Source organism: Nonomuraea sp. MTCD27 (assembly GCF_041950495.1).
In the GTDB taxonomy this organism is placed as follows: domain Bacteria; phylum Actinomycetota; class Actinomycetes; order Streptosporangiales; family Streptosporangiaceae; genus Nonomuraea.
Genome location: NZ_JBGNUW010000011.1, coordinates 88,856 through 103,443, shown reverse-complemented (window position 1 = coordinate 103,443; position 14,588 = coordinate 88,856). Strand labels below are relative to the sequence as shown.

The following is a 14,588-nucleotide window of genomic DNA, read 5'->3' as shown; positions in this document are numbered from 1 at the left end:
ATTACTGCGGGGGGGGTTGATGTGGCCCCGGCCTGTGCCGTCGTCCCGCTCCGGGATCCGCCCGCTCCGGGCCGGGTACGCCGGCCGTTCCACCAGCGAGCATGGGCGGCTGCGACGTGCAGCGTCGTGGGCCGCTGACCGGTTGCTCCTACTTCGACAGGTACAGGGTTTTCCAGGTGCCGGCGTAGAGGCAGTTGAGGGTCGGCTTCGTGGTCTTGGCCGCGGCGCAGACCTTGATGTCGACCTGGTAGACGTCGCGGTGCTTGAAGGAGAAGTGCTTGGGGGTGCGGTAGGAGCAGTCGCGGATGGAGTGGTGCTTGAACGGCAGGTTGTTTCCGGAGCGGTAGGTAATGCGGAAGACCGCCCAGCCGCAGGTGGCGGGGGCGCGGGTGTAGTCGCGGACCGTGCCCGAGATGTGGACGACGTCGGCGGTGGGCAGGTCGGCGTGGTCTTCGCCGGTGGCCTTCAGGGTGCCCGCGGCCTTGGCGGCATGGGCGGGGGCGTAGTACGGGCCCCATGCGGTGGCGGCCGAATCGGCAGCGGTCGCCGCCTGGGCGGCGGGGGCCAGAACGGCGAGGGCGGCGGTGGTGGCGAGGGCGAGGGCGAGGGTCCGGGTGACGGTCATCGGGAGGCGTCCTTTCCTAACGCGATGACCAGACTGTGCGACGGAACGATTTCAAGCGGGTTGCCCGAAGTGGCCTCCCGCTTGCAATCTTCTTGATGAACGCATCGTCAAGACGTACAGCACGTACGCCGCAGTCGACCCGGCCGGCACCGGCACCATCGCCGGCACCGACTGCGGCGTCCACCACCCGACGGCCCGGTTCCGCGGCGGCCGTGACCTCAAGGGCGGCGGAGCGGCCGGGGCAGGGGTTGAGCGGTCATCGGTGAATCCGGCGACACACCACCGGCCGGCCCGCCAGGTCGACGCTCTCGTCGATCGCCGCCCACCTCCTCGGCCTTCCCGGGCTATGGAGGGGGCCTGGGGGTCAGGTACGCGCGCAGGACGACCACGGACAGCGTGACGATCCCGGCGACGATCGCGCATATCGCCAGGGACAGGAACGGCGACACGACGGCGAGGACGGTGAAGACCGGGAGGGGGTAGACGGCCAGCCCGTAGAGCACGGGCCGGGCACGCTCGAGGAACCTGACACGTTCCGAGAACGCCACCTCGCTGATGACCAAGGCACTCCAAACCACTCCGGCGATCACCGCCATGGCAGCACCGCGCGTGTCGGCCATTTTCAGCGTGATCACCAGGACGAGTGGCACGCCCAGCACTCCTGTCCACAGCTGCCGCTTGCGGAGCCGGGACTTTCTCGGGGTGGCACCGTCCGTAGAGTCTGCAGATCCCATGGGACTCCTCTGAATGCCCGTTGAAGGGTGTCGCCATATAGGCGTGACATCCCGTTCCACCGCGCATCGCTTCGAGGACCCGTCGCAGCATGTGCCCGCGTCGCGCCTGTCGCGGCGACCGTCGATCCACGCGGCGGAATCGGCTGAATCCCGCGTCGGTCGCCAACCGTCGTACCGGCTCCTCGATCCCGTCGATGGTCTGTGCGGCCATTGAGTCACCCGGTCCGGTGCCCGGAGCGTCGTCCACCTGGTGGACGGCCCAGCGGGTGCCTGGCCATGCCGCATGCCGGCGGCTCATGGCCCGGCGGACTGCCGGCGCGTCTCGGCGTTCGTTCACGCCGGCCATCAGCACCATGCCGTCGGGAGGGAGGGTGGGCAAAGGAGGTGAAGAATGGCATGACCTGACTGTGGTGGGACGGTCCGGCCACGAAGTCGCGGACCTTGTCGGCGGACCGCGTCGCCACGGCGTCGGGCGTCGGCGGAAGGCACATGTCCTCTCAAGAGATCGAGGTACTGCATGGCCACCGAGGTTTGGGCCGTCGGCGACGCCTACGAGGCGTACGTGGGCCGATGGAGCCGCCGAGTCGGGAAGGCCTTCCTGCACTGGCTGGGCGTGCCCGGCGGCAGGAGCTGGCTGGATGTGGGATGTGGCACAGGGGCATTGACCGCAACGATCCTGGCGGTGGCGGATCCCGCGGATGTCCTGGGCATCGATACCTCCGAAGGGTTTCTGGCGAGCGCTCGCGCCCGCATCACCGATCCGCGCACAACCTTTCGCAAGGGCGACGCGCAGTCGCTGCCTCTGACCGATCGCCGCTTCGATGCCGTGGTCAGCGGGCTGACGCTCAACTTCGTCCCCGAGCCGGGCCGTGCCGCGGCCGAGCTGGCCCGGGTCGCCGCTCCGGGCGGAACCGTCGCCGCCTATGTCTGGGACTACGCCGCCGGGATGGAGATGATGCGGTACTTCTGGGACGCCGCCACCGAGATCGACCCGGCCGCGGCCGAGCTGGACGAGGGGCACCGTTTTCCGCTGTGCCGACCGGAAGCTCTCCGAGCGCTGTGGGCGGACGCCGGTCTGGGCGACGTGACCGTACAGCCCATCGAGGTCCTCACCACGTTCGCCGATTTCGACGACTACTGGCGGCCGTTCCTCGGCGGCCAGGGACCGGCTCCGGGGTACGTCATGGCCCTGGCCGAGGAACGCCGGAGCGCCCTGCGGGAACTGCTCCGTTCCCGGCTGGCCGCCGGCCCTGACGGCTCCATCACGCTGACGGCCCGAGCCTGGGCGGTACGCGGCGTGGCAACGGCCATGAGACGTGGGTGAAGGTGCAGCCGCCCGCGCCTCCGGTTCAGAGACCGTGATCGCTCTACCGGGGCATCCGCCGTACGCCGGCCGCTTCGGCGGACCGCTGAGGGTGTGCCGGGCGGGAGCGCCCGAGGGGCGAAGTGGTGGGCGCCTTTACGTGGGCCCCTCGGCCGGCTGCTCAACAGCGCCGGCCGTGGCTCCTTGGCTCCACCCGCGAACGGCAAGCGGCCGGAAAATGGTCGTTCGACCTGTGACAGGCGGCGATCGCAGTGGCATGCTGGCCCGGTGAAGCAGGTAGTGAGGTTCGCCTCCACGCCAGGTGGTCGCATCGCCTACTCGGTTGTCGGCAGCGGCCCGCCGATCGTGTACCTCCTCGGTTGGGTGTCGCATCTGGGCCTGGCGTGGGAGATACCCTCCCACCGCCGGTTCGTCGAAGCGCTGGCACAGGACTACACCGTCATCCGGTACGACAAACTGGGCTGTGGCCTGTCCGACCGCCCGCGGGAGGCCTTCACGCTGGAGTCCGAACTCGAGACACTCGACGCGCTGACCGGTCATCTGGGCCTCAAGCGATACACCGTCTTCGGGTCCTGTGAGGGCGGGCAGGTGGCGGCCGCTCATGCCGTCCGCAACCCCGAAGCCGTCGCGTCGCTGCTCGTCTACGGCAGCTGTGCCCGGGGCGGCGATCTCGCGCCGGACCCCGTCAAGCGTTCGATCCTGTCGCTGATCGGGGCGCACTGGGGCATGGGCTCGCGGGTCCTGGCCGACATCTGGTTTCCCGGCGCCCCGGCCGAGGTGACCGACATGTTCGCCCGAGTGCAGCGGGCCGCCGCAACGGCCGAGATGGCCGCGGCCCTGCTCGACATGTTCTACCGCATCGAGGTCGCCGACATCCTGCCGGCGATCCGGGTTCCCACGCTGGTGCTCCACCGGCGTGGCAGCCGGGCCGTGCCCTTCGAGCTGGGCCGCGAGCTGGCCTCGCTGATCCCAGGGGCGCAGCTTGTCGCGCTGGAGGGCCGGATGCAGCCGATCTACTTCGAGGGCGAGGACATCGCAGCGGCCACGATTCTCTCGTTCCTGCGCGACCGGGCCGGCGGCGCGGGCCGGCTGTCCACCGACTCCCGGCTCACCGATCGTGAGCTCCAGGTCGTGGCCCATATCGCCGAAGGGCTGACCAACGCCGAGATCGCCCGGCTCCTGGGCGTGTCGGTACGGACGGTCGACGCGCACGTGGAGCACGTGCGGACCAAGCTCGGCGTGCGATCGCGCGCTCAGATGGCGGTATGGGTGAGCGAGCAGCGGCAGAGCCGCGGGCTGTTGCGTAGGTAGTTTCCGCCCCAGACCCGATGGGCGGGGCCGATCCCGGCGCGAAGCCGGCCATTGTCTAGGTAGAACGTCTGATTCGCCCAGATGCCGCGGCACCTAGTTTCGTGGGGTGCCGAACAAGGAAATCGTCATCGACCCCGCCTTCGAGGGTCCACCCGCCTCCGCCCACGGCGGCTACACCTGCGGGCTGCTGTCGCCGTACCTGCCGGCGGACGCCGAGATAACGCTCAGGAAGCCGGTGCGGCTCGGCGTCGCGCTGGGGCTGGAAGCGCGCGACGGCGGTCTCGCACTGTACGACGGGCGGACCCTCGTCGCCGAGGCCGTCACGACCCGGCTGGCGAGCCGCGCGCCGAAGCCGCCGACGGTCGCCGAGGCATCGGCGGCCGGCGCGGCCTTCCCGGGCTTCACCTCGAGCGGCTTCCCGCGCTGTGTGGTCTGCGGCACCGAACGCACGGACGCCGATGCCTTCCGCATCTTCCCCGGTCCGCTCGCCGCCCGCGATCTCCTGGCGGCGGCCTGGCACCCGACCGGCGGCGCGCTGGCGGGTGAGTCGATCAGGCCGGCGCACGCCTGGGCCGCGCTCGACTGCCCGGCGGGCTGGGCCGCGATGTGGTTCGGCCACGTCGACGGCCCGATCGTCCTCGGCCGGATGGCGGCGTGGCTGGAGGAGCCGGTCGCCGCGCACGACGCACACGTCGTGGTCGGATGGCTGGAGGGCGTGTCCGGTCGCAAGCTGTACGCCGGCTCGGCCCTCTACTCGCCGTCCGGTGCCTTGCAAGGCTTTTCCCGCCAGACCTGGATCGCGATCGCGCGCACCGGGGTGCCGGGATGACGGCCGAACGGCGCGGCGTCGCGCTGACACCGATGGAGATCCGGCGCGACGTCATTGTGCGCATGGCCACGCTCGCGGACGAACTGGGCTACGAGATCTTCTCGGTGGCCGAGGGGTGGGGCCTCGACTCGACCGTACTGTTGGCCGAGATCGCGACCGTGACCCGGCGGATCAAGCTCATGGCCGGCGTCCTGTCGGTGTGGGGCCGCACCCCCGGGACGATCGCGATGACCGCCGCGACCCTGCACCAGATCTGCGACGGTCGGTTCGTGCTCGGCCTGGGTGCCAGCACCCGGCAGCTTGTGCAGGGCTGGCACGCCGTCCGGTTCGCCCAGCCGGCGGGGCGGCTGCGGCAGGTCACGGAGAACGTGCGTGCTCTGCTGGCCGGTGAGCGGGCCCGGCCGGCGGTCGTACCGGAGGCCCGACCCCTGCGGCTCGGCCAGCCGCCGGTCGCGAACCTGCCGATCTGGCTCGCCGCCACCGGTGAGCGGACCATCCGGGTGGCCGCCGAGCTGGCCGACGGCTGGTTCCCGCTCTACCTGCGCCGCGATCGGTGCCGTGAACTGGCCGCCGAGATCAGGCGGCTCCGGGCCGCCGCGGGCCGGCAGGACGAGCCGATCACCGTGGCCGCCGGGCCGTTCACCATCGTGGACCCGGACATCGGCGCGGCCCGAGCCGCCGCGGCCGCATGCACGGCGTTCTACCTGGCGGCCATGGGCGAGGTGTACCCGCGCCTCGTCTCGGCGCAGGGCCTCGGCGAGCAGGTCGAACTCGTCCGGGCCGTCAACCCGGCCGCCGGCCGGGAACCGGGGATCGTGCCCGACGCGGCACAGGTCCTGCTGGACGAGTTCACCGCGTACGGAGATGCGGCCGGCGTGCGGGAACAGCTCCGGCGATGGGACAGCGTCGCGGACATCACCATGGTCGCCGTACCGCCGGGCATGGCCTGGCCGAAGATCGAGGCCACGCTGCGGGCCGCCGCGCCCGGACCGGCCGGTCGTGTACCGGAGGTCGATCCCGTCGAGGCCGACCGAGCCGTCGCGCTGTTGCCGGACGGGGGAGTCGCAGGATGACGCACGCCGTCACGACTCTTCGTAACGGATTGATGGTGAGCATTGTCAGCCGGCTGAAGGAGCACCCAACCCCGTCCGATGACGTGGAGCTCTCGCTCCTCAGGGCGGAGCGGGCACTCCACGTCGAAGGTGACCTGAGAGCCGGCCGGGAGCGGTTCGAGGCCGCCTACCAGGCGGCCGAGCGCCACGGCGACGACCTCGCCATGGCCCGGGCCGCCCTGGGAATGAGCGGCGTATGGGTGCACGAACACCGCACCGCCGTGGAGGCCACCCAGGTGCGGGCCCGGCAACGACACGCCCTGACCGGCATCGACCCGAACTCGTCGCTGGCCGTACGGCTGCGGGCCCGGCTGCACGGCGAGGAGGACCATCGTCTCGGCGAGCACGCCTCGATCCTCCGGACGCTGGCCGAGGCCAGAGAGAGCGGCGACCCGGTGGCCACGGCCGAGGCGCTGAGCCTGGCCCACCACTGCCTGATGAGCCCCGAGCACGAGGCCCTCCGGGGGGAGCTGGCCCTCGACCTGATCGGCCAGGCGGCTCGCACCGGCCGCCGCGGTGACCTGCTCACGGGGCTGCTGTGGCGAACCGTCGATCTGTTCCTGGCCGCCGACCCACGCGCCGAACGCTCGCTGCGGGAACTGGGCGAGCACCTGGCGCACCGCGATCACCTGGCGGCCGGGTTCGTCGCCGAGGCCATCAAGGTCATGCTGACCATCCGGGCCGGCCGGCTCACCCAGGCCGAAACCCTCGCGGCCGCCTGCGCCCGGCGCGGCACGGACGCCGGTGACCACGACGCGCCCGGCCGGCACGGCATGCAGTTGACGGCGATCCGCTGGTACCAGGGCCGCGTCGCCGAACTCGTCGAACCACTCACGGAGCTGGTCCACTCCCCGGGGGTCGGCTTCGCCGACCACGCCTACTTCCCCGCCCTGGCGGTGGCCGCCGCCTGCGCGGGAGATCGCCGCCTGGCCGCCGGGATGTTGGCCCGGTCGCGCGGCCCGGCCCTGGCCGGCTCGTCACGCTCCCAGAGCTGGCTGGCGGCGATGCACGGCGTCGCCGAGGCGGCCCACCTGCTCGAGGACGCCGACACCGCGGCCCAGGCCTACCGCCTGCTCACCCCGTACGCCCGGCTGCCGGCCATGGCCGGTTTGGGCATCGCCTGTTTCGGCTCGACCCACCACGCCCTGGGCATGGCCGCGCTCACCACCGGCGACCTGGGCGCCGCCGTCGAGCATCTCGGCCAGGCCGTGCAGGCCAACCTCGGCCTGGGCCATTGGCCGGCGGCGGCGCTGTCGCGGTGGCGGCTGGGACAAACCCTGAGCATGCGCCACGGAACCGGCTGTCCGCCGGCGCGACAGCAGCTGGCCCTGGCCGAGCAGGAGGCCACCGAGCTGGGCATGGCCCTCCCCGCCGGAATCGCTTCCCGCGCCAGGACTCCGCGCGCGACCTGCCGGCGTCAGGGCCGCCAGTGGCACATCGAGCTGAACGGCCGGACCGTACGGGCCGACGACAGCGTCGGCATCCGGTACCTGGCGATCCTGATCGCCAACCCCGGGCGGGAGATCCGCGCGACCGACCTGGCGGCCGGCCAGGCATCCCGGCACGCCTCCCGCGCCACACGGGCGGAAACCCCGGCCCGGGGCGATGACACCGGCATGGCCGTCTCGGTCCAGCCGGTGCTGGACCAGCTCGCCGAACGCACCTACAAGGAGCGGCTGCTCGAACTGCAGGCCGAAATCGCCGAGCTGGAGTCGCTGAACGACACCGAGCGCACCGTGGCGTTGTGCGCCGAACGTGACTGGCTGGCCGCCGAACTGGCCGCCGCCACCGGCCTCGGCGGGCGCGTCCGCCCGTTCACCAACGATGCGGAACGCGCCAGAATCGCGGTGGGCAAGGCCATCCGGCGTGCGCTGACCCGCATCACCGAGGCCGACAACGCGATCGGCGAGGAACTCCGCGCCACGATCGCGACCGGCGGGCGCTGCTGCTACCACCCCCGCTGACACCGGTGGGTCCAGGCCCGGTCATCGACCCGAGCAGGAATGACGCGTCCCGTCCGGACCGCCGTCGCCGTCGTGCTTGCCCTGATCGCGGCCGGCGCCGCACTGCTGCGGGTCCATCACTACGGCGGGTCCATCACTACGGCGGATTCGAACCTTGACGGACGCAAGGAGATCGTTAACACTCGCGAAATGTGACCCATCACGTATCGCCAGGTTGCTCGGCGCGGAAATGTTAGCGCTATCATCCGGCGGTCCCGAGCAAGACAGGACAGTGAGATGCCGAACATGATGCCCAGGCGCGAGGCGCTGCGGTTGGCGGCGCTGGCGGTCGCGACGCCGTCCGCACTCACCTTGCTCCCGCCCGGCGCCGCCCAGGCGGCTCGTACGACGACGGCCCCGCCACCGCAACACGACCCGCCGCAGCCGGGCGCCTGGATCGTGAAGCCGTTCCCGAACAGTCAGGTCACCCTGGGGGAGAGCCTGTTCAGCGTCAACCGCGACCGGATGCTGAACTTCCTGAGGTCCTATCCCGCCGACCGGATGCTGGCCAACTTCCGGGCCAACGCCGAGCTGGACACGCTGGGCGCCCAGCCGCCCGGCGGGTGGGAGGACGCCACGGGCAACCTGCGCGGCCACTACAGCGGGCACTTCGTCAGCGCGCTGGCCCTGGCGTACGCGGGCTCCGGCGACCCGTTCTTCAAGGACAAGGTCGACTACATGGTCAAGGCGCTCGGCGAGTGCCAGGACGCGCTGGCCGCCAAGGTGGGGCAACCCGCGCCTCCGCCGGCCCCGGTCGCCAGGGTGGCGGGGAAGTTCGGTAGGGCGGCGAAGCTCGACGGCCCCCAGTACGTGTCGCTGCCCGCCGGAATCGTCAGCGGCCTCGACGACTTCACCATCGCCGTCTGGCTGAACCCGGCCGCGGTCACCAGCTGGTCCCGGATCTTCGATTTCGGCACCGGCACGAGCCGTAACATGTTCCTGGCCGTGAGCGCCGGCTCCGCGCCGAGATTCGCCATCACCACCAGCGGCGGCAGCGGCGAGCAGCGCATCAACGGCACCAGCCAGTTACCCGCCGGCCAGTGGACGCACGTGGCGGTCACCCTGTCGGCGGGGACCGGCACCCTCTACGTGAACGGCGCCCCGGTCGGCACGAACACCGCCATGACCCTCAAACCGTCCAGCCTCGGCCCGACCGGCAACAACTGGATCGGGAAATCGCAGTACGGCGACGCGTACCTGAAAGCCTCGGTGGACGAGTTCCAGATCTACGACCGCGCGCTGACCGGGGCGGAGATCGCGGCGCTGACGACCGGTGCGGACGGCGGGCTGGGCGGCGGCAACGTCGCGTGGTACCGCTTCGACGAGGAGAGCGGCGAGAGCGCGGGCGACTCCTCCGGCAACGGGAGGGACGCCCGGCTGGTGTCCGAGCCCAGCGGGCACCCCGGCCCCAGCCATCCCGGTTTCCTGGCCGCCTACCCCGAGACGCAGTTCATCCTGCTGGAGCAGTACGCCACCTACCCGACGATCTGGGCGCCCTACTACACCTGCCACATGATCATGCGTGGGCTGCTCGACGCCTACCAGTACGCGGGCAACGAGCAGGCGCTCGAGATCGTGATGAAGATGGGGGACTGGGTCCACAGCCGGCTGGGCCATCTTCCCCGGGAGCAGCTCGACCGCATGTGGAGCATCTACATCGCGGGCGAGTACAACGGCATGAACAGCGTGATGGCCGACCTCTACGCCATCAGCGGCAAGGAGGAATATCTGGCGACGGCCAGGTGCTTCGACAACACCGCGCTCCTCGCGGCCACCGTCGCCAACGAGGACACGCTGAACAGGAAACACGCCAACCAGCACATCCCCCAGTTCATCGGCTACCTGTCCGTTTTCGAGCGCAACGAGGAACGCCGCTACTTCGACGCCGCCGTGAACTTCTGGGACATGGTCGTACCCCATCGCACCTTCACCGACGGCGGCACGGCCGGGCCGACCGACAACGGCGAGCTGTTCGGCGCGCGCGGCGTCATCGTCGGCACCCTCGGCACGAACAACGCCGAAACCTGCTGCGTCTACAACATGCTGAAACTGAGCCGGAACCTGTTCTTCCACACGGCGAACCCGAAGTACATGCAGTATTACGAGCGCGGCCTCTACGGCCAGATCCTCGCCTCGCGCCGCAACGTCGACAGCGCCACGGACCCGCTGGTGACCTACTTCATCCCCATGCGGCCGGGCGCCTCCCGCAGCTACGGCAATCTCGGCACCTGCTGCGGCGGCACCGGGCTGGAGAGCCACACCAAGTTCCAGGACTCGATCTATTTCCGGTCGGCGGACGACTCGACGCTCTACGTCAATCTCTACCTGGCCTCGGAACTGCGCTGGGCGGAAAAGGGCTTCACCCTCAAACAGAGCACGAACTACCCGACCGACCCCGCGGGCGTCACCACGCTCACCGTGGAGGGCACGGGCCGGCTGGCCGTGAAACTCCGCGTTCCGTACTGGGTGGAGAAGGGGTTCAAGGTGCTGGTCAACGGGGCCGAGCAGAAGGTGGATGCCAAGCCGGGCGAATACGTGACGCTCGACCGGCACTGGCGGCGTGGCGACCGGATCAGGATCTCGATGCCTTTCTCGCTGCGGGTGGAGAAGGCGCTGGACATCCCGACCACCCAGAGCATCGCGTACGGCCCCGTGCCGATGGTCGCCAAGAGCAACGAGACCACCTTCCGCGAGTTCTCCTTCTACAAGGACTTCACGCTGTCCGGTGACCTCGCGCAGACCATGACGCCCACCGCGTCGATGACATTCACCACGCACGACCTGCCACTGGTGCCGTTCTACATCGGCGACACCGACCGCTACCACGCCTACTTCCACCGCGTCGAACCGAAGATCGTGTTCGGGAAGCAGGACTCCGGGGTGCCGAACTACGCGCGGGAGGATTCGGTGACGTTCCTGGACGCGGTCTGGGCCAGGGCGCCCTTCGCCAACCAGGGCCGCTTCGTGTCCACGGTGGCCCGCACCGCGGACGACTGGATCCGGGCCGGGCTGATGACCTCCGCCGAGAAGGACGCGGTGGTGACCGCGGCCGTCAAGGCCCGGCTCCGTCGGTAGTGAATCCTGTGGATTCCGCCCGGCATGCGTGACGGGGCGCCGGCCGTACCGGGCCGGCGCCCCACCGTCAGACGGTCGGCTTCGCGTATTCGCCGCCTCTTCCACCACATCGCGGGCCGGTTCGGGTTGATCGAGGCGCAGCCGACACCTTGCCAGCCTTGCCCGGATAAGGATAGAAATGCGGCCAGTAGGAAAGTTCCCGACCTACTGATCTTGGGTGGTGACGATGGCGGGACCGCAGGCGTTGTTGTGGTCCATCAACACGCGGGCTGTGCTGGAGGCCATCGACGCCCAAGGGCCGACCGGCCGGCCGGAGCTCGTCCGGGCCACGGGGCTGTCCAAGACCACCGTCGCCCAGGCGCTGCAGGAGTTGCTGGCACGCGGGGTCGTGCGGGAGGCGGGGCTCGACACCGAGCGGCGCGGTCCGGCGGCGACCCTCTACGAGACCGCTCCCGGCAGCGGGCACGCCATCGGGATCGATGTCGCGGCCGAGCGGGTCAGCGCCGTGCTGGTCGACCTGGCGGGCGCGGAGGTCTCCCGGGCGGAGCGGGAGCTGGGGGGCGAGGGGGAGGAGCGGGCGGCCCCGGCGGGCGGTCCCGCGGCCGGGGGGCTCGCCGGGATCGTCGCCGAGCTGGCCGCGGAGGTGGCCGTTGGTCGGACGGTCGGGGAGGCGGTCGTCGGGGTGCCGGCGATCGTGGGGCGCGACGGCAAGAGCGTCCGGGCCTCGCGCGGGTTGCCCGGGGCCGCGACGCTGGGTGCCGAGCTCCAGGCACGCCTGCCGTACCCGATCCTGCTGGAGAACGACGTCAACCTGGCGGCGGTGGCCGAGCAGCGCAGGGGCGCGGGACGCGGGATCGAGGACTTCGTACTGCTCAGGGTCGGGGCGGGGCTCGGCGCCGGGGTGGTGATCGGCGGCCGCCTGCACCGGGGGTTCGCCGGAGGCGCGGGCGAGGTGGGCTTCCTGCCGCACCCGGCGACGGCGCTGGGCAGCGAGGTCCTGAACGCGCGGGGGATCGCCCGGGAGCAGGGGTTCGAGGGAAGCCCGGCAGAGCTCCTCGCGATGGCCTCAGCGGGTGTGGCGGTGGCGATCGACGCGGCCGACGCGATCGCGCGGCGGCTGGCGCACGTGATCGGCGCCATCGCCCTGGTCATCGAGCCCGAGCTGTTCGTCGTCGGGGGAGAGGGCACCGAGGTGCTGCTGGAGCCGGTCCGCCGCCACCTGGTGGGGGACGCTCCCGAGCTGGCCGTCAACGTCACCGGGTCGGGCGTGCCCGGCGGCGCCGTCGTGCAGGGGGCCGCGCTGGTGGCCCACGAGCACGTCCGCGAGCGCGTGTTCACCGAAGCGACCACCTGAAGCACATTTTCCCGAAACGACCACCTGAAACGACCGACTGAAGCGCGTCACCCGAAGCGACCGACTGAAAGGGCAGCCCCCCGTGACCCGACAGCTGATCATCAACGCCGACGACTACGGCATGTGCCGCGCGGCCAACACCGGCATCACCTCCCTGCTCCAGGCGGGCGCGATCAGCTCGGCCACGGTGATGACGCCGTGCCCGTGGGCCCCCGACGCGATCGCCACCGCCGCCCGCCACGGCTGGGACGTGGGCGTGCATCTCACGCTGACCAGCGAGTGGGAGGGTTACCGCTGGAGCCCGCTGACCGGCGGAGCGAGCCTGCGCGACGCGGCGGGCTACTTCCCGCGCGAGTCCAAGACGGTCGAGGAGCAGGCCGACCCGGCGGAGATCCGCGCCGAGCTGGTCGCCCAGATCGACCGCGCCGTCGCCCTCGGCCTGGACCCGTCGCACGCCGACAACCACATGGGCAGCCTGTACGGCCTGGCCACAGGCCGTGACTTCCTCACCGAGGCGCTGGAGGTCTGCGCGGAGTACGGCCTGCCGTTCCGCCTGCCCAGGACGCTGGACGGCATGGGCCTGCCGCCCGAGCTGGACCCCTTCGCGGAGGCGGCCGCGGCGCGGGCGGACGCGGCGGGCGTGGTGATCCTCGACCGCCTGTGGACGCTCCCCTTCCACCAGCGGGAGGGCGAGACCTACGAGAGCTTCAAGGCCGAGATGATCGAGCTGATCCGCTCGCTGCGGCCGGGCGTCACCGAGATCTACATCCATCCCTTCGAGGACACGGACGAGCTGCGGCACATCATGCCCCACCACGAGAAGCGCGCCATGGAGCTGCGCGTCTTCACCGACCCGGAGGTACGGCAGGCGCTGGCGGACGAGGACGTCAGCCTGATCGGCTGGCGCGAGCTGCGTGACCTGCAGAGGTCCCGTTGATCAGGTACGGCTCCGGCAACCTGGCCGTCAACCTGCTCGGTCAGGCGTTCGCGACCTACGCCACCTTCTACTACATCGACCACCTGGGCGTGGACCCGGCGCTGATCGGGCTGGCCATGGTCATCCACGGCGCGCTCAACGCCGTGCTGAACCCGCTCGTCGGCCACCTGTCCGACCGGACGCGCAGCAGGTGGGGCCGGCGCCTGCCGTACATCACGATCGGCATGGCGCCGCTCGCCGCCACCTTCGCCCTCATCTGGATCCCGCTGGTCGAGGGCTCGACGGCGCGGTTCTGGTACTTCCTGGTCGTGGTGCTGGTCTACGACGTGCTCCACGTGGTGGTGGTGCTCAACTACGTCGCGCTGTTCCCGGAGATGTTCGTCACCATCGTCGAGCGGGCCAGGGCCGCCTCGTGGCGGCAGCTCTTCGGCATCGTCGGCATGATCGTCGGTGTCGCCGCCGCGCCGCTGCTCTACCAGGCGGTCGGCTGGGCAGCCATGGGGATCGGTTTCGCCGTCGTGGCGCTGGCGTTCTTCGCCCTGTCGCTGACCGGCTCGCGCGAGCGGGCCCAGGCCGGCCGCGAGCATTTCGGCTTCCTCACGGCCGTGCGCTACACCCTGGCCAACCGGGCCTTCCTCGCCTACGTGGCCGGCGGCTTCCTGCTCCAGGTGACCTTCGCCCTGCTGCAGGCGGGGGTGCCGTTCTTCACGAAGTACGCCCTCGGCGAGCCCGACACCGCCAACACCCTCATCCTCGGCGCGGTCTTCATCACCGCCATCCCGCTGGTCTACGTCTGGAGCCGCGTGACCACGAGGGTCGGCCCGCGCAAGGCCGTCCTCATCGCGATCGTGGTCTACGGCCTGGCCCTGATGCCCTTCCTGGTCGTCGGCTCGTTGCCGCTGGCCGTGGCGACCGGCGCCGCCGTGGGCGCGGGCATCGCGGGCATGATGGTGCTGCTGGAGATCCTGCTCGCCGAGGTGATCGACGAGGACGAGCGGCGCACCGGGCTGCGGCGCGAAGGCATGTACATGGGGATGAACGGCTTCGTCGTGCGCTGGTCGACCTCGTTGCAGGCGGTCATGCTCAGCGTCGTGCTCTCGGCCTCCGGCTACCGGGCGGGCGCCGCCGAGCAGCCGGAGAGCGTGGTCACCGGCGTGCGGCTGCTGCTCGGCGGCGTGCCTCCGGCGGTGCTGGCGCTGGCCTTCCTGTGCTTCGTGCTCTACCCGATCGCCAAGGCGGCGCCCGGAAGGCCCACGCCATGGGCGCGGTCGCCGGTCTGAGCAG

Annotated in this window: 11 protein-coding genes; 9 read left to right on the top strand and 2 right to left on the bottom strand. The window is 71.0% G+C overall.

Features of this window, described 5'->3' with window-relative positions; all coding sequences use genetic code 11:
• Positions 1-148 precede the first annotated feature (148 nt).
• Positions 149-625 carry a hypothetical protein gene (locus ACBJ59_RS30215; protein WP_375113596.1) on the bottom strand — a complete coding sequence of 159 codons (477 nt, stop codon included), beginning with the start codon at positions 623-625 and terminating at the stop codon, positions 149-151.
• Positions 626-969: 344 nt separating this feature from the next.
• Positions 970-1,359 carry a hypothetical protein gene (locus ACBJ59_RS30210; protein ID WP_375113595.1) on the bottom strand — a complete coding sequence of 130 codons (390 nt, stop codon included), beginning with the start codon at positions 1,357-1,359 and terminating at the stop codon, positions 970-972.
• Positions 1,360-1,876: 517 nt separating this feature from the next.
• Between ACBJ59_RS30210 and ACBJ59_RS30205 the strand changes: the two genes are divergently transcribed.
• From ACBJ59_RS30205 to ACBJ59_RS30165, 9 genes are all read left to right on the top strand, one after another.
• The gene (locus tag ACBJ59_RS30205) at positions 1,877-2,683 is read left to right on the top strand and encodes a class I SAM-dependent methyltransferase (RefSeq protein WP_375113594.1); all 807 of its coding nucleotides are present in this window, start codon (positions 1,877-1,879) and stop codon (positions 2,681-2,683) included.
• 267 nt (positions 2,684-2,950) lie between these two features.
• Entirely contained in the window at positions 2,951-3,994 is a 1,044-nt protein-coding gene (locus tag ACBJ59_RS30200) for an alpha/beta fold hydrolase (RefSeq protein ID WP_375113593.1), read from the top strand.
• A 106-nt stretch (positions 3,995-4,100) separates the two neighbouring features.
• Positions 4,101-4,823: a hypothetical protein gene (locus ACBJ59_RS30195; protein ID WP_375113592.1), complete on the top strand. Its 723-nt coding sequence runs from the start codon at positions 4,101-4,103 to the stop codon at positions 4,821-4,823.
• Positions 4,820-5,896: an LLM class flavin-dependent oxidoreductase gene (locus ACBJ59_RS30190; protein WP_375113591.1), complete on the top strand. Its 1,077-nt coding sequence runs from the start codon at positions 4,820-4,822 to the stop codon at positions 5,894-5,896. Before ACBJ59_RS30195 ends, ACBJ59_RS30190 begins: the two co-directional genes overlap by 4 nt.
• A gap of 32 nt (positions 5,897-5,928) precedes the next feature.
• A complete protein-coding gene (locus ACBJ59_RS30185) occupies positions 5,929-7,899 on the top strand; it encodes a hypothetical protein (protein WP_375113590.1) in 1,971 nt (656 codons plus the stop codon).
• 276 nt (positions 7,900-8,175) lie between these two features.
• On the top strand, positions 8,176-11,013 hold the full coding sequence (locus tag ACBJ59_RS30180) for a beta-L-arabinofuranosidase domain-containing protein (RefSeq protein WP_375113589.1): 2,838 nt from the start codon (positions 8,176-8,178) through the stop codon (positions 11,011-11,013).
• Between the two features lie 226 nt (positions 11,014-11,239).
• Positions 11,240-12,367, top strand: coding sequence for an ROK family protein (locus ACBJ59_RS30175; RefSeq protein ID WP_375113588.1), 1,128 nt, complete (start codon positions 11,240-11,242; stop codon positions 12,365-12,367).
• Between the two features lie 82 nt (positions 12,368-12,449).
• A complete protein-coding gene (locus tag ACBJ59_RS30170; RefSeq protein ID WP_375113587.1) occupies positions 12,450-13,304 on the top strand; it encodes a polysaccharide deacetylase family protein in 855 nt (284 codons plus the stop codon).
• Complete coding sequence (locus ACBJ59_RS30165) at positions 13,301-14,584, top strand: MFS transporter (protein ID WP_375113586.1); 1,284 nt, start codon at positions 13,301-13,303, stop codon at positions 14,582-14,584. Before ACBJ59_RS30170 ends, ACBJ59_RS30165 begins: the two co-directional genes overlap by 4 nt.
• Positions 14,585-14,588: the final 4 nt, after the last annotated feature.